20 protein-coding genes are annotated in these 26,275 nt (G+C 73.9%); 18 read left to right on the top strand and 2 right to left on the bottom strand.

Features of this window, described 5'->3' with window-relative positions:
• Nucleotides 1-51 precede the first annotated feature (51 nt).
• The 14 genes from HD595_RS37440 to HD595_RS37375 all read left to right on the top strand — a co-directional run bounded on the left by HD595_RS37440 (nt 52) and on the right by HD595_RS37375 (nt 14,008).
• A complete protein-coding gene (locus tag HD595_RS37440; RefSeq protein WP_253777593.1) occupies nt 52-1,098 on the top strand; it encodes a class I SAM-dependent methyltransferase in 1,047 nt (348 codons plus the stop codon).
• 78 nt (nt 1,099-1,176) lie between these two features.
• Nucleotides 1,177-1,944 (top strand): GntR family transcriptional regulator, encoded by a 768-nt coding sequence (locus tag HD595_RS37435; protein ID WP_253777592.1) that lies wholly within the window; start codon nt 1,177-1,179, stop codon nt 1,942-1,944.
• A 69-nt stretch (nt 1,945-2,013) separates the two neighbouring features.
• On the top strand, nt 2,014-3,303 hold the full coding sequence (locus tag HD595_RS37430; protein WP_253777591.1) for an extracellular solute-binding protein: 1,290 nt from the start codon (nt 2,014-2,016) through the stop codon (nt 3,301-3,303).
• Entirely contained in the window at nt 3,300-4,217 is a 918-nt protein-coding gene (locus HD595_RS37425) for a carbohydrate ABC transporter permease (protein WP_253777590.1), read from the top strand. Before HD595_RS37430 ends, HD595_RS37425 begins: the two co-directional genes overlap by 4 nt.
• A gap of 23 nt (nt 4,218-4,240) precedes the next feature.
• Entirely contained in the window at nt 4,241-5,032 is a 792-nt protein-coding gene (locus HD595_RS37420) for a carbohydrate ABC transporter permease (RefSeq protein WP_253777589.1), read from the top strand.
• Nucleotides 5,029-7,050 (top strand): GH36-type glycosyl hydrolase domain-containing protein, encoded by a 2,022-nt coding sequence (locus HD595_RS37415; RefSeq protein WP_253777588.1) that lies wholly within the window; start codon nt 5,029-5,031, stop codon nt 7,048-7,050. The genes HD595_RS37420 and HD595_RS37415 overlap by 4 nt, the downstream gene beginning before the upstream one ends.
• Nucleotides 7,047-7,913 (top strand): ROK family protein, encoded by an 867-nt coding sequence (locus HD595_RS37410; protein WP_253777587.1) that lies wholly within the window; start codon nt 7,047-7,049, stop codon nt 7,911-7,913. The genes HD595_RS37415 and HD595_RS37410 overlap by 4 nt, the downstream gene beginning before the upstream one ends.
• Before the next feature lie 22 nt (nt 7,914-7,935).
• Nucleotides 7,936-8,700, top strand: a complete 765-nt coding sequence (locus HD595_RS37405; RefSeq protein WP_253777586.1) for a sugar isomerase domain-containing protein — start codon at nt 7,936-7,938, stop codon at nt 8,698-8,700.
• Complete coding sequence (locus HD595_RS37400) at nt 8,697-9,389, top strand: SDR family oxidoreductase (RefSeq protein WP_253777585.1); 693 nt, start codon at nt 8,697-8,699, stop codon at nt 9,387-9,389. The genes HD595_RS37405 and HD595_RS37400 overlap by 4 nt, the downstream gene beginning before the upstream one ends.
• Nucleotides 9,386-10,609 carry an FAD-dependent oxidoreductase gene (locus tag HD595_RS37395; RefSeq protein ID WP_253777584.1) on the top strand — a complete coding sequence of 408 codons (1,224 nt, stop codon included), beginning with the start codon at nt 9,386-9,388 and terminating at the stop codon, nt 10,607-10,609. Before HD595_RS37400 ends, HD595_RS37395 begins: the two co-directional genes overlap by 4 nt.
• A 28-nt stretch (nt 10,610-10,637) precedes the next feature.
• Nucleotides 10,638-11,591 carry a phosphotriesterase family protein gene (locus HD595_RS37390; RefSeq protein WP_253777583.1) on the top strand — a complete coding sequence of 318 codons (954 nt, stop codon included), beginning with the start codon at nt 10,638-10,640 and terminating at the stop codon, nt 11,589-11,591.
• A 127-nt stretch (nt 11,592-11,718) separates the two neighbouring features.
• Nucleotides 11,719-11,934: a hypothetical protein gene (locus HD595_RS37385; RefSeq protein WP_253777582.1), complete on the top strand. Its 216-nt coding sequence runs from the start codon at nt 11,719-11,721 to the stop codon at nt 11,932-11,934.
• On the top strand, nt 11,934-12,290 hold the full coding sequence (locus HD595_RS37380; RefSeq protein ID WP_253781436.1) for an ArsR/SmtB family transcription factor: 357 nt from the start codon (nt 11,934-11,936) through the stop codon (nt 12,288-12,290). The genes HD595_RS37385 and HD595_RS37380 overlap by 1 nt, the downstream gene beginning before the upstream one ends.
• Nucleotides 12,287-14,008 (top strand): SulP family inorganic anion transporter, encoded by a 1,722-nt coding sequence (locus tag HD595_RS37375; RefSeq protein WP_253777581.1) that lies wholly within the window; start codon nt 12,287-12,289, stop codon nt 14,006-14,008. The genes HD595_RS37380 and HD595_RS37375 overlap by 4 nt, the downstream gene beginning before the upstream one ends.
• A gap of 75 nt (nt 14,009-14,083) precedes the next feature.
• Here HD595_RS37375 and HD595_RS37370 read toward each other — a convergent pair whose 3' ends face one another.
• Nucleotides 14,084-14,938 (bottom strand): poly(ethylene terephthalate) hydrolase family protein, encoded by an 855-nt coding sequence (locus HD595_RS37370; protein WP_253777580.1) that lies wholly within the window; start codon nt 14,936-14,938, stop codon nt 14,084-14,086.
• A 79-nt stretch (nt 14,939-15,017) separates the two neighbouring features.
• On the opposite strand from HD595_RS37370, the gene HD595_RS37365 reads away from it, so the two are divergent.
• From HD595_RS37365 to HD595_RS37355, 3 genes are all read left to right on the top strand, one after another.
• The gene (locus HD595_RS37365) at nt 15,018-16,328 is read left to right on the top strand and encodes a M28 family peptidase (protein WP_253777579.1); all 1,311 of its coding nucleotides are present in this window, start codon (nt 15,018-15,020) and stop codon (nt 16,326-16,328) included.
• Nucleotides 16,329-16,332: 4 nt separating this feature from the next.
• The gene (locus tag HD595_RS37360) at nt 16,333-16,806 is read left to right on the top strand and encodes a hypothetical protein (protein ID WP_253777578.1); all 474 of its coding nucleotides are present in this window, start codon (nt 16,333-16,335) and stop codon (nt 16,804-16,806) included.
• A gap of 187 nt (nt 16,807-16,993) precedes the next feature.
• On the top strand, nt 16,994-22,450 hold the full coding sequence (locus tag HD595_RS37355; protein WP_253777576.1) for an ATP-binding protein: 5,457 nt from the start codon (nt 16,994-16,996) through the stop codon (nt 22,448-22,450).
• Between the two features lie 300 nt (nt 22,451-22,750).
• On the opposite strand, the gene HD595_RS37350 is transcribed toward HD595_RS37355, so the two are convergent.
• Entirely contained in the window at nt 22,751-24,160 is a 1,410-nt protein-coding gene (locus HD595_RS37350) for a glycoside hydrolase family 10 protein (RefSeq protein ID WP_253777574.1), read from the bottom strand.
• Between the two features lie 547 nt (nt 24,161-24,707).
• Between HD595_RS37350 and HD595_RS37345 the strand changes: the two genes are divergently transcribed.
• Entirely contained in the window at nt 24,708-26,036 is a 1,329-nt protein-coding gene (locus HD595_RS37345) for an extracellular catalytic domain type 1 short-chain-length polyhydroxyalkanoate depolymerase (RefSeq protein ID WP_253777573.1), read from the top strand.
• Nucleotides 26,037-26,275 lie beyond the last annotated feature (239 nt).

Genomic DNA, 26,275 nt, shown 5'->3' with positions numbered 1-26,275 from the left:
ACCAGGGAAAACTCACCCCTGTCAGCACCTCGGGCGGGAGGAGGCCCGCAGATGGACGACGACAGGGTGACGGAGTTCCTGGGCAGGTTCGTGAGCGACCTGGGGGCGACCGAGGCGGCGGGCTGCGTCGTGATCGGCCACCGGCTCGGCCTGTACCGCGCGCTCGCCGAGGGTCCCGCGACGCCCGAGGAGTTCGCCGGGCGCACCGGGTGCCATCCGCGCTACCTCACCGAGTGGCTGCGCGGCCAGGCCGCCGGTGGCTACGTCTCCTACGACCCGGGCACGGGCCGGTTCTCGCTGTCGGAGGAGCAGGCGTTCTGCCTGGCCGACCCGGCCGGCCCGAACGTGCCGGCCGCGTTCCTGATCGCGCTGGGCATGCTGCGGGCCGAGCCGCACATCACCGAGGCGTTCCGCACCGGCGCCGGCTTCGGCTGGCACGAGCACGCCGAGGACGTCTTCGTCGGGTGCGACGCGTTCTACCGGCCCGCGTACGTGGCCGCCCTGGTGTCGAGCTGGATCCCGGCGCTGACGGACGCCGAGGAGAAGCTCAGGGCGGGGGCCCTGGTCGCGGACGTCGGCTGCGGCCTCGGCTCGTCCTCGATCCTGATGGCGCAGTCCTACCCGCGCACCACCGTCGCCGGCTCCGACTACCACGCCGAGTCCGTCGAGCTGGCCCGCCAGCGCGCCGCCGAGGCCGGGGTGGACGACCGGGTCGACTTCGAGGTGGCCACCGCGCACACCTTCACCGGCGCCGACTACGACCTGGTCACGATGTTCGACTGCCTGCACGACATGGGCGACCCCCTGGGCGCGGCCCGGCGGGTGCGGGAGGCGCTGGCCCCGGACGGCACGTGGCTGCTGGTCGAGCCGTACGCCGCCGACGCGGTGGAGGACAACTTCACCCCCGTGGGCCGGATCTACTACAGCGGGTCCACGTTCCTCTGCGTGCCCAACGCGCTGTCCCAGCCGGGCGGGTACGCCCTGGGCGCGCAGGCGGGTGAGGCCAGGCTGCGCGAGCTGACCCGCGAGGCGGGCTTCACCCGGTTCCGGCGGGCCGCCGAGACGCCCTTCAACCTCGTCTACGAGGTCCGGCCGTAACGGAGGTCACTCCACCTGTTGACACGACCCGCCCGGACGGAAAAGATACGGTCGTCCGTACAAATAAGGATGGACGACATGACCGACTGGGAACGCCGCCTGGCCCTCGACCCGTCAGCCGCCGTGCCGCTCTACTACCAGCTGCGTGAGCGGCTGCGGGCCGTCATCCGCGACTGCGAGCCCGACACCCTGATCCCGGCCGAGAAGGACCTCATGGTCTACGCGGGCGTGAGCAGGGCCACGGCCCGCCGGGCGATCGGCGACCTCGTCCAGGAGGGGCTGCTCGTGGCCCGGCAGGGCAGCGGCACCTACACGGCCCCGATGGCCGTGGCCCCCGAACTGGGCGCGCGCCCGGCCGGTTTCACCGAGACGATGGCGCGGCTCGGGCGCAGGCCCACGACGCGCGTGCTCAGGGCGCACCGCCAGCCGGCGGGCACCGACGTCGGCGTCGCGCTCGGCCTGAGCGAGTCGCAGGAGGTCGTCTTCATCGAGCGGCTGCGGCTGCTCGACGACGCCCCCTGCATGGTGGAGAGCGCCCATCTGCCCGCCGACCTGGTGCCGGACATCCTCGACGAGGACCTGACCGGCTCGCTGTACGACCTGCTGCGCATGAAGTACGGCCTGACCCCGGCCAGCGGCCGGGAGACGATCGGCGCCGTCAACGCCGACTACCGGCTCGCCGAGCTGCTGCGCGTGCCGATCGCCGCGGCCCTGCTGGTCACCTCCCGCAGCACCAGCACCGAGAGCGCGGTCGCGCTCGAGTACACCATCCGCCACGCCCGCGGCGACGTCGCCGTGTTCTCCGTGGAGCTCAACGACGCCAACAACGCCCTGATGGGCCAGTAACCCCCCTCGCCGGATCCCGGTGCGGCGCCGCCGCCCCGGCGGCGAAGCGCTGCCTTCCGGAGGTTGAGCATGACCCTGTTGACCCGGCGCCGCCTGCTCGCCGCGGCCGCGCTGACCACGGCCTCCGGCCTCCTCGCCGCGTGCGGCGGCTCCGAACCCGAGGCGGCGGTCCCGGCCGACGGCGTCCCGCGGGGCAAGCTCTCCGTCTGGCTGCACCAGACCAAGGCGTACGACGCGGTGTTCACGAAGCTGCTGCACAGCTACGTCCAGGAGTTCGGCGGCGTCGACGTCACCCCCCTCTACGTGCCGGTCGACAAGCTCGACGCCAAGCTGCTGACCGCCTTCGCGGGCGACGCGCCCCCCGACCTGTTCAAGATCGGCGGCTGGACGATCGCCGGCCACGCCCGCAAGGGCCGCCTGGCCCCGATCATCCCCAAGGCCATGGGCGTGCCCGACGAGAAGGCGCTGGTCGCCCAGTACGACCAGAACGCCATCTCCTCCCTCTCCTACCAGGGCCGGCTCTACGGCGTCCCCATCGACTACACGATCTGCTGCCTCTACTACCGCAGGGACAGGTTCGCCGAGGCCGGGCTCGACCCGGACAAGCCGCCCGCCACCTGGGAGGAGGTCGCCGAGTACAGCAAGCGGCTCACCTCGGCCGACGGCAGGAAGGTCGGCCTGCAGTGGATCCTGGGCAACCCGCAGTGGACGCTGATGCAGCTGCTCGCGCTGGTGAAGGGCAAGGGCGGCGGGATACTCAGCGCCGACGCGGGCACCGCCACGCTCGCCTCGGACGCCGGCGTCGAGGCGCTGCGCTACTACGGCAGCGTGGGCAACGCGAAGCTGTCGAACCCGCTGTCGGGCTTCGGGCTGTTCGCCACCGGCCAGGCGGCGATGGTGGTCTCCGGGCTGTTCGCCATGGACCTGTTCCCGGCGCTGAACAAGCAGCTCGTCTTCGGCGAGTCCTTCGACATCGCGCCGCTGCCGCACTGGGACGGCGGGCAGCCCGTCGCCCCCGCCTACACCTGGGGCTGGGCCGTGGCCGAGCAGTCGAAGCTGCCGTACACCGCCTGGCACTTCATCGACTACCTCCAGCGTGAGGACGTCGCGGCCCGGCAGCTCAAGGACGCGAGCCTGCTCACCCCGGTCAAGGGCTGGGAGAAGCTGCCGGGCGCCGACCCCAAGGCCATGGAGATCATGGCGGCCGCCGCCCCGCACGCCGACTTCGGCCCGCGGACGCCGGTCTGGCAGGAGATGGCCAAGGCGCTGACCGACGCCGGCGACGCGGTCGCCTTCGGCAAGAAGCCGCCCGAGCGGGCCGCCGCGGACTTCGACCAGGCGATGCGGATCGCGCTGTGACCCTCACCGTCCGGCTGCCCGGGCCCGCCGCCACGGTCTCCGGCCGGGGGCAGCGGTGGGCCGAGGCGCGCGCCGGGAGCCTGCTGGCGCTGCCCGCGGCGGTGTACTTCCTGGTCTTCTGGGTCGTGCCGTTCGCCGGCGCGGTCTGGCTCAGCTTCACCGACTACGAGCTGGCCGGCGTGCCCGCGTGGACCGGCCTGGACAACTACCGCCGGCTGCTCGGTGACCCCGGCTTCTGGAACTCGGCCCGGGTGACCGCGCTGTACACGGTCGCCTCCGTGGTCCCGTCGATCGTGCTCGCGCTGGCGATCGCGGTCCCGCTGAGCCGGCCGGGCCGGGTCAACGGCGTGCTGCGCGCGCTGGTCATGATCCCGGCGGCGATGCCGCTCGTGGCCACCTCGATGGTGTGGTCGGCGATCTTCGCGGACGAGGGCCTGGCCAACACGCTGATCGGGCTGGTGGGCATCGGGCCGCGGCCGTGGCTGACCGACGAGCGGCTCGCTCTCTGGGCCCTGGTGATCATGACGACGTGGAAGCACCTCGGCCTGTTCGTGATCATCCTGACCGCCGGGTTGCAGGGGCTGCCGTCCGGCGTGTTCGAGGCGGCCGCCATCGACGGCGCCGGGCCCGTGCGGATCTTCGCCCGCATCACCCTCCCGCTGTTACGCCGCACACTGCTGTTCGTGCTGGTCATCGCGGTGATCGGGGCGATGCAGTCGTTCGTGCCGGCCTTCCTGCTGACCAAGGGCGGCCCGGCGGGCGCCACCGAGGTGCTGCCGCTCTACCTGTGGGCGACCGGCTTCGGCTTCGAGCGCATGGGATACGCCTCGGCGATCGCCATGGTGCTGCTCGTGGCCATGCTCGCGCTGTCGCTCGTCCAGTTCGGCGTGCTGCGGGGAGGCGATGACGGATGAGGCCGTCCCGCTTGGGGAGCGCCGTGCGAGGCACGCTGCTGTCGCTGGTCGTGGCGGTCATGCTGCTGCCGGTGTACGCGATGCTCGCCGTCGCCTCCGCCTCCGACGCCACCGACCTCGGCGGGCTCGGCTTCGACGCCGCCCGCTTCGGCGAGCACCTGTCGCAGCTGTTCGGCCAGGGCGGCTTCCCGCTCTACCTGCGCAACAGCGTGATCCTGTCGCTGGGGGTGGCCGTCCTGGAGGTGGTCTTCTCCGGGGCGGCCGGGTACGCCCTCGCGCAGCTCCCCTTCCCCGGCCGGCGGGTGTTGTTCGCGGTCGTCGTGGGCACCTTGTCGCTGTCGCCGATCGTGGTGCTCGTGCCGATGTACCTGGTCGTCAGGCAGCTCGGCTGGATCGACTCGTTCCAGGGGATGATCGTGCCGTTCGCGATGAGCGCGTTCGGCGTGTTCCTCGTCCGGCAGTTCGCGCTCTCCCTGCCGCGCGAGCTGCTGCTGTCGGCGCGCGTGGACGGCGCGGGCGAGCTGCGCGTCTTCCTGCGCGTCGCGGTGCCGCTGCTGCGGCCGGCGCTGCTGACGCTCTTCCTGCTGCAGTTCCTCGCGCAGTGGGACAACCTGCTCTGGCCGCTCGTCGTGGCCAACAGGCCGGGCCTGTGGCCGCTGCCCGTGGGCCTGTCGCAGCTCCAGACGGAGTACGACTTCAGCGCCGGCCTCGTCGGCACCGCCGCGCTGGTCACGGCCGTGCCGCCGCTGGTGCTCATGTTCGTCCTGCAGCGCTACTACGTGGCCGGGCTGACGCTTGGAGGAGTCAAGAAATGAGCGCGTTCGGCGCGTGGACCACCGCGTACGGGCTGCCCGCCTTCTCGTACACGACGGACCAGGAACGGGACCCGCGCGCGGAGTGGGACCCCGTCCTCGACCCGCCCACCCGGCGGCACATGGTCCACCTGGGCAACCGGCGGATCACGCTGGTGGCCGACAACCAGGGCCTGAGCGACCTGTTCGACGAGCACACGGGGCTGCTGTGGCTCACCCGCGGCGCGGGCGTCAGCCGGGTGGACGGCCTGGCGACGGACGTCTCGACGTCGGAGCGGACGTTCGGGCCCACGTTCGCGACCGTCCGGGTCGCCGGCGAGCGGGTGGCGCTGGAGCGCACCGTGCTCTGCCCCGAGGGCGAGGCGCCGTGGGTGCTCGTCCGGTTGCGCGTGCGCAACCTGCTCGGCGAGCCCGTACGGCTGACGCTGACCGAGGAGTGGGCGGCCAGGCCCGCCCGGATCGCGCTCATCACCGGCGCCGAGCCCGCCGAGGACCCCGGCCTGGAGCTGGAGCTTCTGACCGGCGGCGAGGACGGGCCGCGGCGGACCGCGTCCGGAAGGATGGACGTCGCCCTCGACCTGGAGGGCGGCGGCGAGCGGCTGGTCGAGTTCCGCTACGGCCTGCTCCCCCCGACGGCGGAGGCCGGGGCCCCGTTGTTGGAGGAGAGCCCGGACTTCGAGGAGAGCCTGGCCGCCCTGCGCGAGCGGCTGCCGCGCGCGTCCGCGCCCCGGGCGCCCGAGGCCGAGCGCGAGATCCCGTGGCACGCCGCCCTGCTGACCGGCGGCGCCTGCGCCGACGGCGTGCTCGGCGGCCACACCCTCGACCAGGGCTCCTGCTACTCCTTCCGCCACGGCTTCAACGGCGCCGCCCGCGACCCGCTCCAGCACGCGCTGCCGCTGGTCCACATCGAGCCCGACCTGGCCCTGTCGGTGCTGCGCAACACGTGCGCCTGGGGCGGTCCCGACGGCGACCTGCCCTACGCCCTCGGGCCGGACAAGCGGCCGTGGACCGACCTGTTCCGGCCGTCGGACCAGAACCTGTGGGCCCTGTGGCTGGCGGCCGAGTACCTGTCCGCCACGGGCGACGCGGCCGCCTTCGCCGAGCCGGTGCCGTACCACCCGGTCCACGGGGCGGCGCCGGCGCCGCTCGGCGAGCACCTGCGCCGCCAGTTCCGCTTCTTCGCCGACGTGGTCGGGCGCGGCGAGCACGGCCACGTGCGCATCCTCAACGCCGACTGGAACGACCTGGCCATCACCGAGAGCGGCGTCCGGCGCGACCTGATGATCGAGCGGGGCGAGTCCGTGCTGAACTCCGCGATGGCCGCCTGGGTGCTGCCGCGCTACGCGGTGCTGGCCGAGCGGCTCGGCGACCAGGCGACCGGCGCGGAGGCCCGCAAGCTCGGCGAGGAGCTGCGCAGGCTGGTGGCCGGCGAGTGGAACGGGCGGTGGTTCCGGCGCGCCTACGGCCCCGAGGCGGTCGTCGGCGACGCCGACCTGTGGCTGGAGGTGCAGCCGTGGGCCATCCTCTGCGGCGCCGCCTCGCCGGACCGGGCGGAGGAGCTGCTGCGCACGATCGAGGCCACCGCCGCCGCCGACTCGCCGCTGGGCGCCCGGCTGCGCTGGCCCGCCCTCGACAGGTACGGCCCGGGCGGCATCGGCACGATCTGGTACGCGATCAACATGACCCTCGTCTGGGCCGCCGCCCGGCACGTGCCAGAGCTGGGCTGGCGCTGGTGGCGCCGGATGACGCTGGCCGCGCACACGGCCGCCTACCCGGAGGTCTGGGAGGGCACCCTGTCCGGCCCGGACGCCTATCTGGCGCCCGAGACCGACCGCCCCGGCCGCACCTGGGAGCTGGCCGACCTCGGCGTCGCCATGCAGGCGTACCCGGTCGCCAACCTGCACAGCCACTCCCAGCCGCTGCTGGCCTACCTGCGGCTGCTCGGCGTGGAGCCCTTCGGCCCGGCCCCGCGCGGCGACGGCGCCGTCTTCTCCTCGCGCGTCCTGACGGTGGGCGCGTGACGCACGCCGGCCGCCGGCTCGGCGTCGACGTCGGCGGGACCGACACCAAGTGGGTCGTGCTCGACGGCGACACGGTGGCGGCGGCGGGCACGGTGCCCACACCGCCCGGCCCCGGCGAGACGATGACGCTCGTGGCGTCGCTGGCCGACCCGTCGGTCGAGGCCATCGGGATCGCGCTGCCCGGCCACGTGGACCGGGCGAGCGGGACGGCGCTGTTCGTGCCGAACCCGCCGGGAGACTGGGACGGCTACCCGGCCGGCCCGCGGCTGAGCGCCCTGACCGGCCGGCCGGTGGCCGTCGTCAACGACGCGCGGGCGTTCGCGCACGCCGAGCTGCTGCTGGGCACGGCCAGGGGGCTGGCGGACGCGCTGTTCGCCGTGCTCGGCACCGGGGTGGGCGGCGCGGTGGCGCTGCGCGGCGCGGTCCTCGTCGGGCCGCGCGACAACCTCGGGGAGATCGGGCACGTCACGGTCGACCCGTCGGGGCCGCCGTGCTGCTGCGGCAACCGGGGCTGCGCGGAGACGTTCGCCGGCGGGCCCGGCATCGTGCGCGCCTTCGGCTCCGGGCCGGCCGCCGCGGTCGCCGCCGCCGCGCGGGCCGGCGACGAGCGGGCCGCCGACGTGCTGGCCGGGGCGGGCCGGGCGCTCGGCGTGGCGCTGGGCGACGCCGCCGCGCTGTTCGGCGTGAGTGCGGCCGTGGTGGGCGGCGGCGTCTCCGGCGCGCTCGACCTCATGCGTCCCGCCCTGGAACGCGAGCTGGGGCGGCGGCGCCCGCTCATCGGTGACGTCGCGGTGCTGCCCGCCGTCCTCGGCCCGCGGGCCGGGGCGATCGGCGCCGCGCTGTGTGGAGGGATGTCCGGATGAACGGCTACGGAGGGAGACGCCGATGAGGTGGATACGGCGCGCGATGGAGTTGCTCGGCGAGATCGAGGAGACACAGGAGGAGTCGCTGGCGGCGGCGGCGCGCATCGCGGCGGCGGCCATCGGCGGCGGCGGGGTGGTGCACACGTTCGGCACCGGCCACTCGCGGATGGGCGTGGAGGAGATGTTCCCCCGCTACGGCTCCTACCCGGGCTTCCACCCCGTCGTGGACCTGTCGACGACGTTCTACACGCAGGTCGCGGGGTCGAACGGGATGCGGCAGGCGATGTTCATCGAGCGGGTCGAGGGGCTGGCCGACGCCATCCTGGCCAACTTCGAGCTGCGGCCGAGCGACGCCGCGATCATCTTCAGCGTCAGCGGGCTGAACGCCGTGCCGATCGAGATGGCGATGGGGCTGCGCAAGGCCGGGCTGTCGGTGGTGGCCGTGACCTCGATGCGGGAGACCATGGCCGTCGCGCCGGGCCATCCGAGCGGGACGCGGCTGGCCGACCACGCCGACGTGGTGATCGACCTGCGCACCCCGGTGGGCGACGCGCTGTGCTCGGTGGAGGGGCTGGCCGAGCCGGTCGGCCCTGGCAGCACGCTGGCCGCGGTCTCCGTGGTCAACGAGATCAAGGTGCGGACGGCCGAGCTGCTGGTCGCGGGCGGGTGGACGCCGCCGGTGATCTCCAGCGCCAAGCTCGTCGGCGGTCCCCGCTCGGACGAGCTGTTCGAGGCCGCCTACCTGGAGCATGCCCGCCGCGCCGCCGACGTGCTCAGGAAGCCATGAGCGCGGTCCTGGTGGCCGGCTCGGCGGGCGGCATCGGCCGCGCCTGCGTCGAGGCGGTGGAGGCGTCCGGGATGCCGGCGGTCGGGGTGGACCTGGCCGACGGGATCGACATCACCCGGCCCGGCGGGGCGGAGAAGGCGCTCGCCCGCGCGGCCGAGGCGCACGGCTCGGTCTCCGGCGTCGTCCACGCGATCGGCATGTCCGGCAGGTCCCTCGGCGACGGCGGCGTGGCCGAGTGCACCGACGCGGCGTGGAGCGAGGTGCACCGCGTCAACCACGAGTCGGTGTTCCGGCTGCTGCGCGCCTCGATCCCGGCCATGCCGGAGGGCGGGTCGATCGTGGTGATCGGCTCGGCGCTGGGCAGCTCGATCGACGACGACTTCCGCACCGTGGCCTACGCCTCGGCCAAGGGCGGCCTGATCCCGTTGATCAGGGTGGCGGCGCGGGAGGCGGCGCCGCGCGGGGTGCGGATCAACCTGGTCTCGGCCGGGCTGGTGGCCACGCCGATGAGCCGCCGGGCGCGGGAGTCGGCGGCCATCCGGGCCCGGATGCCCGCGCTCATGCCGCTCGGCGCCCGGCCGTGCCGTCCGGAGGAGGTGGCGCAGGCCGTGCTCTGGCTGCTGTCACCGGCCTCCGGGCGGACCACGGGCGCGGTGATCCCCGTCGACGGAGGGTGGCACCTGCGATGAACGTGCTGTGGGAAGGCGACGTGGTGGTGGCGGGCGGCGGCAGCGCGGGATGCGCGGCCGCCGTGGCCGCCACGCGGTCCGGGGCGTCGTGCCTGCTGGTGGAGTCGGCCGGGTTCCTCGGCGGCACGGGCGCCGCGGTGCTCGACACCTTCTACGGCTTCTACTCCCCCGGCCCGCAGGCGCCGCGGGTCGTCGGCGGCGTCGGCTGGGACGTGTGCGAGCGGCTGTTCGCGGCCGGGGCCGCCTTCGAGCGGCCCAACACCTACGGCGCGGGGACCGGGGTGACGTACGAGCCGGAGGAGCTCAAGGTCGTCTGGGACGAGCTGACCGCGGACGCCGAGGTGCTGCTGCACGCCCGGGTCTGCGACGTCGTGCCGGGCGAGGGCGTCGTCGTGGAGACGGTGGCGGGGCGGTTCCTGGTCAGGGCGCGGGTGGTGGTGGACGCCACCGGCGACGCCGAGGTGGCCTGGCGGGCCGGGGCGGCCCTCGACCGTCCGGGCATGCGGCGCCAGCCGATGACGACGACCTTCCGGCTCGGCGGGGTGGACCCGTCGCTCACGAGCACGGCGGAGCTGCACGCGCTCATGGCCGGCGCGGACTTGCCGCGCCGTGAGGGGTCGATCCACCGGACCGTCAACGACGGCATCGTGCACACCAACCTCACCCGGGTCAGCGGCCTCGACCCGACCGACCCGTTCGAGCTGTCGCGGGCGGAGCGGGAGGGACGGCGGCAGGTCGGCGCGTACGTCCGGTTCCTGCGCGAGAAGGTCCCCGGGTACGGCGCGGCCGTGCTGCTGGGCACCTCCACGCGGATCGGGGTGCGCGAGTCGCGGCGGCTGGCCGGCCGCTACGTCCTGACCCGGGACGACGTGCTGGCCGGGCGGGACTTCCCCGACGCGATCGCCCGCTGCGGCGCGCCCATCGAGGACCACGACTCGGGGTCGGGCACGCGGTGGGAGTACGTCCGCGACTTCCGGACCTACGGCATCCCGTACCGGTGCCTGCTGCCCGTCGAGGTGGACGGCCTGATCGTGGCCGGGCGGTGCCTGTCGGCCACGCACGACGCGCACGCCTCGGCCCGCTCCATGGGCCAGTGCATGGCGATGGGGCAGGCGGCGGGGACCGCCGCGGCGCTGGCGGTGAAGGCGGGCGTGGAGCCCGCCGAGGTGGACACGGACCTGCTGCGGGAGCGGCTGCGCGAGGAAGGGGCCCTGCTGTGACGGCCGGGTTCGGGCGGAAGGTGGCGCTGTGACGGTTCGCACCGTGCTGGGAGACGTCGAGGAGCTCGGCGTCACCTACGCGCACGAGCACCTGTTCATGACCGGCGGCTGGCCGGTGCGCGAGGAGCCGGACTACCGGCTCGACTCCCTCGACGCGGCCGTCGCGGAGGTGTCGGCGGCGCGCCGCCTCGGCCTGTCGGCGGTGGTGGAGATGACGCCCCTCGGATTCGGCCGCAGCCCGTCGCTGATGAGGGAGCTGGCCGAGCGGACCGGCCTGCACGTCGTCGCCGTGACCGGCTTCCACAAGAGCCGCTACTACGCCGACGACCACTGGCTGCACCGCTACGCGGCCGACGAGATCACCGAGCTGCTGGTGGCGGAGATCGAGCTCGGCATGGACGAGTACGGCCTGGTCGGCCCGCTGGTGCGGCGCTCGCCCGCCCGGGCTGGCGCCATCAAGATCGCCACCGGCTACCACGCGCTCGGCCGCGGGGTGGGGCGCCTGGTCGGGGCGGTGGCTGCCGCCGCGCTGGCCACCGGCGTGCCGGTGGTGAGCCACTGCGACAAGGGCACGATGGGCCACGAGCTGCTCGACGCGCTGGCGGCCGAGGGGGTCGCGGCGGACCGGGTGGTGCTCGGCCACATCGACCACAACCCCGACGCCGGACATCTCATCTCCTTGGCGGAGAGAGGGGCCTATCTGGCCTTCGACCGGCCCGGCCGGATCAAGTACGGCACGGACGGCGAGATCGTCGCGCTCGTCGCGGAGCTGGCCGGGCAGGGCCTGGGCGACCGGCTGCTGTTCGGCATGGACCTGGCGCGCCGGTCGTACTGGCCGAGCCTGGGCGGCGGGCCGGGGCTGACGTACCTGCTGGAGAGGTTCGTGCCGCGGCTGAAGGCCGCGGGGCTCGGCGACGTGGCGGCGGCGGCCTTGACCGGCAACCCGGCCGCCGCCTTCGCGCTCCGCGGCCCGGCGCTCTGAGGCCCGGCACGGCACATCTGTGGGGCGCGCCCCGAGGGGGTGCGGTATCGTAATTGCGAAGATTCGTAATTGCGTGATGTGGTGGGCGCCGGTGTGGGCGCGCGGCACGGGCTGGTGGAGGTGTGGCGTGGTCACGGCTTTGGCTGCTGCGATCCGGGAGCGGGCCCGTCTGGCATGGCAGGAGGTGCAGGCCTGTCGTCAGGGGGACGACGCGCACGCGCTCATGGTGGCCGAGGCCGAGTGGGAGGACGCTCAACGCCTGGCCCGCGTGCACGCGGTGCCCATCGAGGCGGGCTGCGAGGACGACGGCCGGGCGAGCGGCCCGGGGAAGGCGGCCCGATGATGTCGGTGCCGTTGTACGAGGCCAAGGCCGAGTTGTTCCGGCTGCTGGGCCATCCGGTCCGGATTCGGGTGCTGGAGCTGCTGCAGGACGGACCGATGCCGGTGCGCGACCTGCTCGCCGCGATCGAGGTGGAGCCGACCGGGCTCTCGCAGCACCTGGCCGTGCTGCGCCGTTCGGGCATGGTCACCGCGCAGCGTGAGGGCGCCACCGTGGTGTACGCGCTGGCCGGCGGCCGGGTGGCCGGGCTGTTGCGGGCGGCGCGTGAGCTGCTGGCCGAGAAGCTGACCGGGCAGCACGAGCTGCTCAGCGAGCTGTTGGACGACCGGGGCCGCGGCGCCGGGGACCGCGTCTCATGAGTGCCGCGACCGGGGCGGCCTGGGCCCGCCTGCGCACGCTGTTGCCCGGCCGCGCCGATCTGGTCTCGATGGGCCGGCGGCCGCGCCGGGATCTGCTGGCCGGGCTGACGGTGGCGATCGTGGCGTTGCCGCTGGCGCTCGGGTTCGGCATCTCCTCCGGGCTGGGCGCGGCCGCCGGGCTGGCCACCGCGGTGGTCGCGGGCGCGGTCGCGGCTGTCTTCGGCGGGTCCGGGCTGCAGGTGTCCGGCCCGACCGGCGCGATGACCGTGGTGCTGGTGCCGATCATGCACGAGCACGGCGCCTCCGGCGTGCTGACCGTCGGCCTGCTGGCCGGGTTGATGCTGCTGGCGCTGGCGCTGGCCCGGGCCGGCCGCTACATGACGCTGGTCCCGGCTCCGGTGGTGGAGGGCTTCACCCTCGGCATCGCCTGCGTGATCGGGCTGCAGCAGATCCCGGCCGCGCTCGGCGTGCCCGCTCCGGACGGCGAGAAGGTCGTGGTGGTGGCCTGGAAGGCCGTGCTCGGCTTCACCTCCGCTCCGAGCGGGTGGGCGGCGCCGGCGATGGCCGTCGCCGTGGCCGTGCTGATGCTGGCCGGAGCCCGCTGGCGCCCCACCGCTCCCTTCTCCTTGATCGCGGTGGCCGTCGCCACGCTCGCCGCCGAGCTGGCCGACCTGCCGGTGGCCCGGATCGGGCAGATCCCGGCCGGGCTGCCCGCGCCCTCGCTGGCCTTCCTCGATCCCACCGCGCTGAGCGCGCTGATCGCCCCGGCCGTGGCGGTGGCCGCGCTGGCCGCCCTGGAGTCGCTGCTGTCGGCCTCGGTCGCCGACGGCATGAGCGTCAGCCACCGGCATGACCCGGACAGGGAGCTGTTCGGCCAGGGCCTGGCCAACCTCGCCGCGCCGCTGTTCGGCGGCGTCCCGGCGACCGGAGCGATCGCCCGCACCGCGGTCAACGTGCGCTCCGGCGCCCACTCGCGACTGGCCGCCCTCGTCCACGCCGCCGTGCTGGGCCTGATCGTCTTCGCCGCCGCCGGGGTGGTCGCCAAGATCCCGCTGGCCGCGCTGGCCGGCGTGCTGCTGGCCACCTCGGTCCGGATGGTGGAGGTCGGCTCGGTCGCGGCCATGCTGCGCTCCACCCGCGGCGACGCCGTCGTGCTGGTGTTGACCGCCCTGGCCACCCTCGTCCTGGACCTCGTCCAGGCCGTCATCCTCGGTCTGCTCGTCGCCGGCGGGCTGGCGCTGCGGGCCATCGCCCGCGACGTCCGCCTGGAGACCGTGCCGCTGCGCCCGGACCTGCCCGGCGACCACACCGACGCCGAACACGCGCTGCTGGCCGAGCACATCGTGGCCTACCGGCTGGACGGGCCGCTGTTCTTCGCCGCCGCCCACCGCTTCCTGCTGCAACTGTCAGAGGTCGCCGACGTGTCGGTGGTCGTCCTGCGCATGTCCCGCGTCACCACCGTCGACGCGAGCGGCGCCCTGGTGCTGGCCGACGCGATCACCCGGTTGCAGCGGCGCGGCATCACCGTCTACGTCTCCGGCATCCGCGACGGCCACCACCAGCCCCTGCACGCCCTGGGTGCCATCGCCCGCCTCGACCAGGCGGGCCATGTCTTCGCCACCACCCCGCAGGCCATCGCCGCCGCCCGCGACCACCTCCGCCACGCCGGCGTCCTGCCCGCCACGCCGGTCCCGGCCACGCCGCCCGGCGCGTCCTGAACGGGAGGCCCGGAGAAGGTCGCCTCATTCGTCTGGTGGCCGCCCGGCTCCCCAGGAGGGGGTGCAGGGGTTGCCCTAGGGCAGGTTCTTCTCGGCCTGGTTCTGCCAGCTCGCGTTGGTGTTGATCTCGGGGGTGGCGCCCGCGAACGCGCCCCGCGCGTACGCGTCGTCCTGCAGCCGGTACATCAGCCAGGCCGTCAGGTAGCCGAGGAAGCCGCCGCCCGTGCCCTGGATGGTGTTGTGGTCGGCGCCCTTGAGCAGCGCCTTGGCGGCGGCGCCGGGCACCTGGTCGTAGTACGCCTGGACCGCGGAGTTGGGCGAGATGATGACGTCGTTCGCGCCGCTGAGGAACAGCACCGGGCAGGTCACCCTGCTCACCGAGAACGCGTCGCCCGAGCTCACCCAGATCGGCGCGGGCAGGGCGATGGGCACGACCGTGTCGATGAGGCCGCCGGACTTGGTGGCGGTGTTGACCGAGCCGCCGGCGCCCTGCGAGTGGCCGACCGCGCCGACCCGGGTCACGTCGAGCTTGCCGTAGAAGACGCTGGAGGAGTCGGCGTTCCGGTCGATGAGGTACTGCGCCGCGGCGATCATCTCCGAACCGGTGCCGGTCGTGGTGTCGGTCGAGGCGACCACGGCGAAGCCCCAGGAGGCGAGCTGGTTGAGCACGCCGTTGTACTGCGTGGGCACGGCGTTCGTGCCGTTGCCCCAGGTGATGATCGGGTGCTTGAAGCCCCCGGCGCCGAGGTTGGCCGGGTAGTACAGCCGGACACCCGGCGCGTCGGCCGTGGCGACCGCCCACGGGCCGGCGACCTTGTAGTGGGCCTCGACGGTGTCGGCGGCGGCGCGGGACGTCGCGCCGCCGGCGGCCTGGGCCGGGCTCGCGACGACTCCCAGCACGAGTAAGACGGCTGCCGCAAGGAGCCTCATACAGCCTCCCGGAAGATTTGTACGGATGACCGGAACTCTCGCTTCACAGGGGGCGGTTGTCAATGGTTGGATCGGGGTCATGGACCACGTGCCCTCCGCCGCCGAGATGCTCGGCTGGATCGAGACCGTCGTGTCGCAGGGGATCCGCCGCCCCGGCTACCCGGCCGACGCGTGGACGGAGCGGTGGCTGGCCGACCGGCTGGCCGCGTTCGGGCTGGACGCGGAGCTGGAGCCGGTGGAGGTGACCCGCTGGCAGCCGGGCGCCGGGGTGCTGCGGCTCGACGACGGCACGGAGCTGCCGGGGCTGCCCCTGCCGTTCACCGCGCCGGCCGCCGGGCTGCGCGCGCGGCTCGCCCGGCTCGCGGACGCGCGCCCCGGCGACATCGCGGTGGACGAGCTGGCCTTCACCGAGGTACCGCAGTCGTTCGTCCGGACCCTGGCCACCTCGGCGTACGACCCGGAAGGCGTCTTCGACACGCTCGTGCAGACGATCCCGTTCGGCCCCCGGATGATGGAGGTGGTGGAGCCCGCCCTGGAGGCGGGCGCCGCGGGCTTCGTCGGCGCGCTGACGGGCGTCCCGTGGGAGACGCGCGACTACTACGTGCCCTACGACGCCGTCGAGCGGCCCATCCCCGGGCTGTGGCTGTCCGCCGGCGACGCCCGGCGGCTCCTCCCCCGGCTGCCCTGCCACGGCGAGCTGGTCGCCGAGTCCGCCCGCGACACCGTGACGACGCACAACGTGGTGGCGACGCTGCCGGGCGCCTCGCCGCACTGGGTCGTCGTCGCCTCCCACCACGACGGCCCCTGGGCGTCGGCGGTCGAGGACGCCTCGGGGCTCGCGCTCGTGCTGGCCGCCGCCCGCCACTGGGCGCGCGTGCCGGCCGCGCAGCGCCCGCACAACCTCATGTTCCTGCTCACCTCCGGGCACATGGCCCACGCCGCGGGCACCAGGGCGTTCATCGAGCGGCACCGCCCCCTGCTCGACGACGTGGTGCTCCAGGTGCACCTGGAGCACGCCGCGCTGCGCTGCGAGAGCGTGGACGGCGTGCTGCGACCGACCTCCGACCCCGAGGTGAGGTGGTGGTTCACGACGCCGGAGCCGCGGCTGGAGAAGCTGGTCGCCACGACCCTGGAGGCCGAGCGGCTGCGCCGCTCGTTCGTGCTGCCGCCCGACGTGTTCTCGCCGATGCCGCCGACCGACGGGGCGTTCTTCCACCCCGAGGGGGTGCCGCTGGTGCACTTCCTGTCGGCGCCCATGTACCTGTTCGACTCGGCCGACACCCTCGACAAAGTGGACGTCGAAGGGCTGGAGCCGCTGGCCCGCGCGGCCGTCCGGATCGTGGCGGGCACCGCGGGCTGGTCGCCGGCCACACTGCGAGGCGTAGGGTGACGGCATGAAGCCGCTGCGCCCGGTCGCGGCGTTCCTGACCCAGTTCGTCATCGCGTCCGTCGCGCTGGCCGGCGCGGGGGCCGCCGTCGTCGTCCTCGGCGTCCTGTCGTACGGCTGCGGGGCGGAGGAGGACCGGCTGACCGAGGCCCTGGCGGCGCAGGACGTCCTCCAGCGGCGCCCCGCCGGGGTCCAGCCGGCCGGGCCGCGCGCGACGAGCTGCGAGGACGACGACCTGTGGGTGAACGTCGTACAGGTCTACCGCCTGCCCCCGGCCCGTGTCGACGTGCGCGGCTTCTACCGCGAGGCCGCCACCGGAGACGGCTGGAGGCCCGGCGAGGAGGCGGGGGCTGAGGACGTCTGCTACACCAAGGTGATCGACGGCGTCGACGTCGGCATGGAGCTGTCGATGGAGGACCGGGCGGACACGTACACCGTGAGCCTGTCCTCGTCCACGGAGCTCAGCGGCGGCCAGTGCTAGGCTCCGCCCGGCGCCGGGATCCTCACCCGGGTCGCACGGCTTTTGGTCGCTTTCCCACAATGGGAGCGGGCCGGCGTGCGATGTCTGCGACATGGCGCCGCGGGCGGGTAAGCGAAAGGGTGCATAGTGCCGGGTGCCGTCATGTCACCGGCGCGCACGTCGTTGTCTACAGGAGGGCTTGGGTCGCGTGTTCAGTCGTGTCGCCATCGTCAACCGTGGTGAGGCCGCCATGCGGCTCATCCACGCCGTACGGGACATCGCCGCGGAGACCGGCACGCGGATCGAGACCGTCGCCCTGCACACCGACGTGGACAGCGGCGCCAGGTTCGTCCGAGAGGCCGACATCGCCTACGACCTCGGCCCCGCGTCCGCGCGCCCGTACCTCGACCTGAAGGTGCTGGAGCGCGCCCTGGTGGAGACCGGCGCCGACGCGGCGTGGGTCGGCTGGGGCTTCGTCGCGGAGGACCCGGCGTTCGCGCAGCTCTGCGAGAAGGTCGGGGTCACCTTCATCGGGCCGAGCGCGGAGGCCATGCGCAAGCTCGGCGACAAGATCGGCGCGAAGCTGATCGCCGAGGAGGTCGGCGTGCCGGTCGCGCCGTGGAGCCGCGGAGCGGTCGGGTCCCTGGACGCCGCCCTGGCCGCCGCGGCCGAGATCGGCTACCCGCTGATGCTGAAGGCCACCGCCGGCGGCGGTGGGCGCGGCATCCGCGTGATCACGAACGAGGCCGAGCTGGCCGACGCCTACGAGCGCACCAGCCAGGAGGCCGCCCGCGCGTTCGGCAGCGGCGTCGTGTTCCTGGAGCGCCTGGTCACCGGCGCCCGGCACGTCGAGGTCCAGGTCATCGCCGACGGCGAGACGGCCTGGGCGCTCGGCGTCCGCGACTGCTCGGTGCAGCGGCGCAACCAGAAGGTCATCGAGGAGTCGGCGTCGCCGGTGCTCGGCCCCGAGCAGGCGGCCGAGCTCAAGGCGTCGGCCGAGCGGCTGGCCGTCGCCGTCGGCTACCGCGGCGCGGCGACCGTCGAGTTCCTCTACCACCCCGGCGACAAGCTGTTCGCCTTCCTCGAGGTCAACACCCGCCTGCAGGTCGAGCATCCGATCACCGAGGCCACCACCGGGTTCGACCTGGTCAAGGCACAACTGCACGTGGCCTCCGGCGGCAGGCTCGACGGCGCGCCGCCGGTCGAACGCGGGCACGCCATCGAGGCCCGCCTGAACGCCGAGGACCCCGACCGCGACTTCGCGCCCGCGCCCGGCCGCATCGCGCGGCTGGACCTGCCCGCCGGGCCCGGCATCCGCGTCGACACGGGCGTCAGCGTGGGCGACACCATCCCCGCCGACTTCGACTCGATGATCGCCAAGATCATCGCCTACGGCCGCGACCGCGACGAGGCGCTCGGCCGGCTGCGCCGCGCGATGGCGCAGACCACGGTGATCATCGAGGGGGGCGCGACGAACAAGAGCTTCGTGCTCGACCTGCTCGACCAGCCCGAAGTGATCAACGCCGAGGCCGACACCGGCTGGATCGACCGCGTCCGCGGCCAGGGCGGGCTCGTCTCCCACCGCCACTCCGCCGTCGCGCTGGCGGCCGCCGCCATCGAGGCCTACGAGGAGGAGGAACGCGCCGAGCGGCAGCGGCTGCTGTCCACGGCGTTCGGCGGACGCCCGCAGGTGCAGCACAAGAGCGGCCGGCCGCTGGACCTCAGGCTGCGCGGCGTCGGCTACCGGGCCCGCGTCGCGCGGGTCGGCGCCCGCCGCTTCCGCGTCGGCCTCGAAGCGGGTGACGGCGCACTCACCTGCGACGTCGAGCTCGACCGCTTCGACCGGCACACCGGGCACATCATCGTCAACGGCGTCCGGTACCGCCTGCTCACCGGCACCCACGGGCCGATCCACCTGGTCGAGGTGGACGGCGTGACGCACCGGGTCAGCCGCGACGAGGGCGGCGTCGTCCGCTCCCCCGCGCCCGCGCTGGTCGTCGCCACCCCGCTCAAGGCCGGCGCCGAGGTCGAGGCGGGCGCGCCGGTGCTGGTGCTGGAGAGCATGAAGATGGAGACGGTGCTGCGGGCGCCGTTCAAGGCGCGGCTGAAGGAATGCCTCGTGTCGGTGGGCAGCCAGGTCGAGACCGGCGCGCCGCTGCTGCGGCTGGAGCCGCTCGCCGACGCCGAGGCCGAGGACACCTCGGCCGAGACGGCCGCCCACCTCGACCTGCCGGAGCCGCCCGGACGGATCACGGCCCGGCAGCGCGCCACCCGCGGCCAGGAGGACCTGCGCAGCCTGCTGCTCGGCTTCGACGTCGATCCCCACGACGAGCAGCGCGTGCTCGACGACTACCTCGCCGCGCGCCGGGCGGTCGCCGAGGACGGCCACCGGCCGCTGGCCGAGGAGCTCGAACTGATCGAGGTGTTCACCGACCTCGCCGAGCTCAGCCGTAACCGGCCGGCGGGTGAGGACGGCGGTGGCGACGACCACGTGCGCAGCCCGCGCGAGTTCTTCCACACCTACCTGCAGAGCCTCGACGTCGAGCGGGCCGGGCTGCCGCAGACCTTCCAGGCCAAGCTCGCCAAGGTGCTCAGGCACTACGGCGTCACCGAGCTGAAGCGCACCAAGGAGCTCGAGGCCGCGGTGTTCCGCGTCTTCCTGGCCCAGCAACGCGCGTCCGCCGACGCCACGGTCGTCGCGACCCTGCTGCGGGCCTGGCTGCGGGAGACGGCACCGGAGGAGGCGCTGCGCGAGCCCGCCGGGCTGGCGCTGGAACGGCTGCTGGCCGCCACCCAGGTCCGCTTCCCCGTGGTCTCCGACCTGGCGCGCGGCGTGGTCTTCGCCTGGTTCGGCCAGCCGCTGCTGCGCCGCACCCGCGCCCGCGTCTACGCCAATGTCCGCAAGCACCTGCGCCACCTCGACGCCCACCCCGACGCGCCGGACCGCGCCGAGCGCATCGCCGAGATGGTCCGCAGCACCGAACCGCTGGTGCGCCTGCTCGGCCAGCGCCTCGTCCGCGACGACGTGGACAACTCGATCATGCTGGAGGTGCTGACCCGGCGCTACTACGGCAACAAGGAGCTGACCGGCGTCCGCACCAGCGAGACCGCGGGCTGCACCTTCGTGATCGCCGGGCGCGCCGACTCCTGCGTGGTCTCCTGCGCGGTGAGCTTCGAGGCGCTGAGCGGCGCGCTGCGCGGGCTGGCGGAGCTGGCCGAGGACGAGAGCGCCGTCGACGCGGACATCTATCTCGTCTGGGAGGGGCGGCCGGAGGAGTCCGACGCGATGGCGGCCGCGCTGCACGAGGTCATCGGCGCGCACCCGCTGCCGGAGCAGGTCCGCAGGATCACCATCACCCTCGCCGGCCGCGGCGGGGCGGTGATGCACCACCACTTCACCTACCGCCCGTCGGCCACCGGCATGACCGAGGAGCGGCTGATCCGCGGCCTGCACCCCTACATCGCGCAGCGCATGCAGCTGGAGCGGCTGAGCAAGTTCGACCTGACCAGGCTCCCGTCCACCGACGAGGAGGTCTACCTCTTCCGGTGCGTGGCGCGGGGCAACCCGTCCGACGACCGCCTCGTCGCGTTCGCCCAGGTACGCGACCTGACCGAGCTGCGTGACCACGACGGCCGCCTCGTCGCGCTGCCGACGGCCGAGACCGCCGTCGCCGCCTGCGTCGACGCCATCCGCCGCGCCCAGGTGGGACGCCCGTCCAGGAAGCACCCCGACACCAACCGGATCGTGATCTACGTCTGGCCGCCCAGCGGCATCACCCGGGCGGAGATCGAGACCATCGCCCGGCGCGTGCTCCCCACGACCACGGGCGCCGGCCTGGAGGAGACCCTGTTCATCGCGCGGCAACGCGACCCGCGGACCGGCCTGCTCACCAAGATCGCCGTGCGCATCTCCCTCGACGCCACCGGGCGCCCCGAGCTGACCATCGGCGAGCCGTCGAACGAGCCGATCGAACCGCTGGACGACTACCGGCAGAAGGTGCTCCGCGCGAGCAGCCGCAACACCGTCTACCCGTACGAGCTGACCGGCCTGCTCGGTGACTTCACCGAACACGACCTCGACGACGACCACACGCTGGTGCCGGTCCAGAGGCCGAAGGGACGCAACACCGCGGCGATCGTCGCCGGCGTCGTCACCACGCCGACCCCGCGCCACCCCGAAGGCATCACCAGGGTCGTGCTGCTCGGCGACCCGACGAAGTCCCTCGGCGCGCTGTCGGAGCCGGAGTGCCGCCGGGTGATCGCCGCGCTGGACCTCGCCGAGCGGATGCGCGTGCCGCTGGAGTGGTACGCGCTGTCGGCCGGAGCCCGGATCTCGATGGAGTCGGGCACCGAGAACATGGACTGGGTGGCCGCGGCGCTCAAGCGGATCGTGGAGTTCACCCAGGACGGCGGCGAGATCAACATCGTCGTCGCGGGGATCAACGTCGGCGCGCAGCCGTACTGGAACGCCGAGGCGACGATGCTCATGCACACCAAGGGCATCCTCGTGATGACACCCGACTCGGCCATGGTGCTCACCGGCAAGCAGTCCCTCGACTTCTCCGGCGGCGTCTCGGCCGAGGACAACTTCGGCATCGGCGGCTACGACCGCGTGATGGGCCCCAACGGGCAGGCCCAGTACTGGGCGCCGAACCTGGCCGCCGCGCGCGACGTGCTGATGGCGCACTACGACCACACCTACGTCGCGCCCGGCGAGCGGTCACCGCGGCGGACCGAGACCACCGACCCCGTCGACCGCGACATCACCACCTTCCCGCACTCCGTGGAGGGCAGCGACTTCACCACCGTCGGCGAGATCTTCTCCACCGAGCTCAACCCGGACCGCAAGAAGCCGTTCGACATCCGCACCGTCATGCGCGCGCTGTCCGACCAGGACCACCCGACGCTGGAGCGCTGGGCGGGCATGGCCGGCGCGGAGACCGCGGCGGTGCAGGACGCGCATCTCGGCGGCAGGCCGGTGTGCCTGCTCGGCATCGAGTCACGGCCGATCCCCCGGCGCGGCTTCCCGCCCACCGACGGCCCGGACACCTACACCGCGGGCACGCTGTTCCCCCGCTCGTCCAAGAAGGTCGCCCGGGCGATCAACGCGGCCAGCGGCAACCGGCCGCTGGTGGTGCTGGCCAACCTGTCGGGCTTCGACGGCTCGCCGGAGTCCATGCGCAAGCTCCAGCTCGAGTACGGCGCCGAGATCGGCCGCGCGATCGTCAACTTCCGCGGTCCCATCGTGTTCTGCGTGATCTCGCGCTACCACGGCGGCGCTTTCGTGGTGTTCTCCAAGGCCCTGAACCCGAACATGACCGTGCTCGCCCTGGAGGGATCATTCGCCTCGGTGCTCGGCGGCGCCCCCGCCGCCGCGGTGGTGTTCTCCGGCGACGTCAACGCCCGCACCGCGGCGGACCCGCGCGTGCGCGACCTGGAGGCCCGCGTCGCGGCCGCCACCGGCACCGACCGTGCCGCGCTGGCCGCCGAGCTCGACGAGCTCCGTTCGGCGGTCCGCGCGGAGAAGCTCGGTGAGGTGGCCGCGGAGTTCGACCGCGTGCACAACATCCAGCGCGCGGTCGAGGTGGGCTCCGTCGACGCCGTCATCCGCGCCGCGGAACTCCGCCCACGGATCATCGAGGCCATCGAGTCCCGCCTGTCCTGACCCCGGCCCTCCGCCCTCCCGGGCTCCTGAGGAGCGTCACGGCCGGGAGGGCGGCGGGTCAGCAGGTGGCGTTCGCCTGGGTGAGCAGGCCGAGCCGCCAGGGCAGCGCGTTGTAGTCGCCTCCCGCGCGACCGCGCCGGACGCGAGCCGGCGCCGGGCCCCCGGCCGGACGGACGCGGCGGGCGCGGCCCGCTCCGGAGACGCCGGGGCTTCGGGATGGCGCGGTGCGCGGGGGCGCCAGGGTGAGCGCATCTGTCGTCTCCTCGTCGTCCGTTGTCCGGCCGGTCGCGCTCGCAGGAATCAGGGGCTGGTGCAGGTGGCGGCCGGGGCCGCGGCGGCGCCGTTGGCGGTGAAGCCGAAGGTGGTGGAGGATCCGGCCGCGACGGAGCCGTTGTACGCGGCGTTGCGGACGGTCACGCCCGAGCCGGAGCCGCTCTGCACGCCGTTCCAGAGACTGCTGATGCTCTGACCGCCCGGCCAGGTCCAGCGCACCGTCCAGCCGTCGACCGGCGCGTCACCCGCGCGGACGGTCACCGTCGCCTGGAACCCGCCCGGCCAGGTGTTGGTCGTCTCGATCGTCGCCGAGCACGACCCCGGAACAGGGGTCGGCGTGGGGGTCGGGGTGGGCGTGGGGGTCGGGGTGGGGTCGGGGTTCGGGTTCGCGGCGTTGAGGGCGTTCAGGACCGCGTCGTAGGCGGGCTTCTTGCCGTAGTTGCCGTCGAAGAGCAGCGGGGTGTCGCCGCTGCGCCAGGAGTACTTGTCGGTGACGCCCCACACGGTGATGCCGGTGCAGCGGGAGACGGCCGCGCACGCCTGCGTGACGCGGCGGTAGGCGTCGGCCTGGGCCGATCCGGAGCCGCCGACGTCCAGCTCGGTGATCTGGACGTCCACCCCGAGGGCGGCGAACTGGGCGATGTTCTGCTGGTAGTTCGACGGCACCTGGCCGAAGTGCGACTGCAGGCCGACGCAGTCGATCGGCACGCCGCGTGCCTTGAAGTCCTTGACCATGTTGTAGACGCCGCGGGTCTTGGCCGCGGCGGCGTCGTCGATGTTGTAGTCGTTGTAGCAGAGCCGGGCGTTCGGGTCGGCCGCCCGGGCGGCGCGGAACGCCTCCTCGATGAAGCCGTTGCCGAGCCGCTGCTGGAACACGCTGCTGCGCAGCGTGCCGACCGCGCCGCCGTCGGCGAACGCCTCGTTGACCACGTCCCAGGCGTAGATCTTGCCCTTGTAGTGGCCCATCACCCCGTTGATGTGGTTGACCATCGCGGTGCGCACGTCGTTCGCTGACGACAGCCCCTGAACCCAGCCCGGAAGCTGGTTGTGCCACACCAGCGTGTGGCCGCGGACGCGCATGCCCTTGCCCTGGGCGTGGCCGACGATCTGGTCGGCCGCCCCGAAGGTGAACGAGCCGCGGGAGGGCTCGGTGGCGTCCCACTTCATCTCGTTCTCCGGGGTGACCGCGTTGAACTCCCGGTCCCAGGTCGCCACGTACGCCGAGTCGTTGAGATGTCCGGCCGCGATCGCGGCGCCGAAGTACCGGCCGCTCTGCGCCGCCGCGGCGCCCAGCGTCGACGCGGCGGCGCCCGCCGGACCGGCCACCGCCAGCGCCGTGGCCGCGCCGAGGACCGCGAGGGCGCCGGCGACCAGGGCGCGGCGCGGGCCGCTCCGCGGACGTGCGGATGCGCGCGGATGTAAGGGGTTCTCGCCCATGCCTGAGCCTCCATGATGGATGACGTGGGAGAGCGCGGGAGGCGGCGTCGGCGGGCGCCGACGCGGGCCCGTCTCCGGCTCGTGTCACGGAGGGCGGCCCCGCCGCTCACCACCGAGCGCCGGCGGGGAAGCCGCCTCGGAGCCTCAGTGTGGGAAGGGGCGGCGAAACATGTCAAGAGTGTGACCAGAAAGTTTCGGCGCCCATCGCCGTGAGGGGATTTCCGAGCCGCGCTGATCAGCCTCGCAGGCTCCGAAACTTTCGGCCGGTGCCGCCCTCGCCCGCTCTCGTCCCCGGCGGGCCCGTGAAACTTTCAGCACCGTCCGCCAGGGCCGGAGTGACGACGCGCAGCCAGGACGGCGGAGAACGCGCCCGCCGGGCCCGGCGCCCCGAGAGGCGCTTGACGGCTTCGGCGGGGGTCGTATTTGCTCCCGGGCACACCACCACCACCGCCACGCACGCCCACGGAAGGACGGATCGGCAGCATGGATGTCAACGCTCGCAGCGCCGTTCGCGGCGGTCCCCGCTGACCCCTGGGAGGGCCTGAGCATGCGTACACGCACGAGCCGGCTGGCGGCCGTCCTGGTGTCCCTGACGTCGCTGATCGTCGCGGGCCTGTTCCTGGCGGGCCGGCCCGCCGGCGCCGCGTCGCTGACCCGGGTGACCAACTTCGGCACCAACCCGACGAACCTCAACATGTACCTCTACGTTCCCGACACCGTCGCGGCGCGCCCGGCCCTGCTCCTCTTGGTCCACTACTGCACCGGCTCGGCCGCGGGGGTCTTCAACGGCGTCGGCCACGACTACGTCACCGCCGCCGACCGGTACGGGTACGTCATCGTGGTCCCCGAGGCGACCCGCGACGGGCACTGCTTCGACGTGTCCACGCCCGCCGCGCTCCGGCGCGACGGCGGCGGCGACTCGACCGGCATCATGGCGATGGTCGCCTACGCCCGGCAGCGCTACAACGTCGACCCCGCCCGGATCGTGGTCAGCGGCTTCTCCTCCGGCGCGATGATGACCAACGTGCTGGCCGCCGAGTACCCGGACGTGTTCGCCGCCGGCGCGGCGTTCTCCGGCGTGCCGGCCGGCTGCTTCGCCACCACCGACGGATCCCTGTGGAACAGCCAGTGCTCGGGCGGCAACCTCATCAGGACCCCGCAGCAGTGGGGCGACCGGGCGCGGGCGATGTACCCCGGCTACTCGGGCCGCTACCCGCGGATGCAGCTCTGGCACGGCACCCTCGACACCACGCTCGCCTACCCGAACTTCGGCGAGGAGATCAAGCAGTGGACGAACCTGAACGGGGTGAGCCAGACGCCGGTCTCCACCGACCAGCCGCGCGCGGGCTGGACGCGCACCCGGTACGGGACCGCCGGCACCCGCGCCACCGTCGAGGGCGTCAGCATCGCGGGATACGGCCACTCCCTGCCGACGGACGGCATCGTGGCCTACGCCGTCGCCTTCCTCGGCCTCGACGGAGGCGGCGGCACGACCCCGACCCCGACCCCGACGCCCACCCCGACGCCCACTCCGACCCCGCCGCCCGGGGGCGGGCAGGGCGGCTGCCGGGTCGGCACCGCCGTCAACGCCTGGGGCACCGGCCTGACCGCGAACCTCACCATCACCAACACCGGCTCCTCCGCCGTGAACGGCTGGTCGCTCGCGTTCACGCTGCCCGCCGGTCAGGCGATCACCTCTGGGTGGAACGCCACGTTCACACCGTCCGGCGGCCGGGTCACGGCGGCCAACCTGTCCTACAACGGCTCGATACCGCCGGGCGGCTCGACCCAGATCGGCTTCCAGGCCACCCACACCGGCGACGCCGGCGCACCGACCGCGTTCACCCTCAACGGCACCGCCTGCACCGCTGCCTGAGCGGGACCGCACGTCCGCCAGGACACCGCGCCCACCGTCAACGCGCGCCGCCCGCGATCACAGCTGACGCGGGCGCCTCGCGACGTCAAGCGGCCCACGTCGGCAGGCGAACGGCGTCCGGGCCGGAGGCGGCTTGTCGCTGGCTGGTGCCGGGGAGTCGTCGGCGAGTGGCCGGCCCGCCTGTGCGACCTTGGGGAAGGCCGGGGCAGCAGGCGGGCCGGTGGCGTTGCCTCGTTGTG

This window comes from Nonomuraea roseoviolacea subsp. carminata (assembly GCF_024172185.1).
Classification (GTDB): Bacteria; Actinomycetota; Actinomycetes; order Streptosporangiales; family Streptosporangiaceae; genus Nonomuraea; species Nonomuraea roseoviolacea.
Note: the sequence above shows the minus strand (reverse complement) of the source record. Positions and strands in the feature narration are given on the sequence as shown.

What these genes read in the sequence shown, in the direction of transcription:
- HD595_RS37375 (WP_253777581.1), top strand. Translation starts at nt 12,287, where the DNA reads ATGAGTGCCGCGACCGGGGCGGCCTGGGCCCGCCTGCGCACGCTGTTG.
- HD595_RS37440 (WP_253777593.1), top strand. Translation starts at nt 52, where the DNA reads ATGGACGACGACAGGGTGACGGAGTTCCTGGGCAGGTTCGTGAGCGAC.
- HD595_RS37405 (WP_253777586.1), top strand. Translation starts at nt 7,936, where the DNA reads ATGAGGTGGATACGGCGCGCGATGGAGTTGCTCGGCGAGATCGAGGAG.
- HD595_RS37365 (WP_253777579.1), top strand. Translation starts at nt 15,018, where the DNA reads ATGGACCACGTGCCCTCCGCCGCCGAGATGCTCGGCTGGATCGAGACC.
- HD595_RS37430 (WP_253777591.1), top strand. Translation starts at nt 2,014, where the DNA reads ATGACCCTGTTGACCCGGCGCCGCCTGCTCGCCGCGGCCGCGCTGACC.
- HD595_RS37415 (WP_253777588.1), top strand. Translation starts at nt 5,029, where the DNA reads ATGAGCGCGTTCGGCGCGTGGACCACCGCGTACGGGCTGCCCGCCTTC.
- HD595_RS37400 (WP_253777585.1), top strand. Translation starts at nt 8,697, where the DNA reads ATGAGCGCGGTCCTGGTGGCCGGCTCGGCGGGCGGCATCGGCCGCGCC.
- HD595_RS37395 (WP_253777584.1), top strand. Translation starts at nt 9,386, where the DNA reads ATGAACGTGCTGTGGGAAGGCGACGTGGTGGTGGCGGGCGGCGGCAGC.
- HD595_RS37345 (WP_253777573.1), top strand. Translation starts at nt 24,708, where the DNA reads ATGCGTACACGCACGAGCCGGCTGGCGGCCGTCCTGGTGTCCCTGACG.
- HD595_RS37435 (WP_253777592.1), top strand. Translation starts at nt 1,177, where the DNA reads ATGACCGACTGGGAACGCCGCCTGGCCCTCGACCCGTCAGCCGCCGTG.
- HD595_RS37370 (WP_253777580.1), bottom strand. Translation starts at nt 14,938, where the DNA reads ATGAGGCTCCTTGCGGCAGCCGTCTTACTCGTGCTGGGAGTCGTCGCG.
- HD595_RS37380 (WP_253781436.1), top strand. Translation starts at nt 11,934, where the DNA reads ATGTCGGTGCCGTTGTACGAGGCCAAGGCCGAGTTGTTCCGGCTGCTG.
- HD595_RS37350 (WP_253777574.1), bottom strand. Translation starts at nt 24,160, where the DNA reads ATGGGCGAGAACCCCTTACATCCGCGCGCATCCGCACGTCCGCGGAGC.
- HD595_RS37360 (WP_253777578.1), top strand. Translation starts at nt 16,333, where the DNA reads ATGAAGCCGCTGCGCCCGGTCGCGGCGTTCCTGACCCAGTTCGTCATC.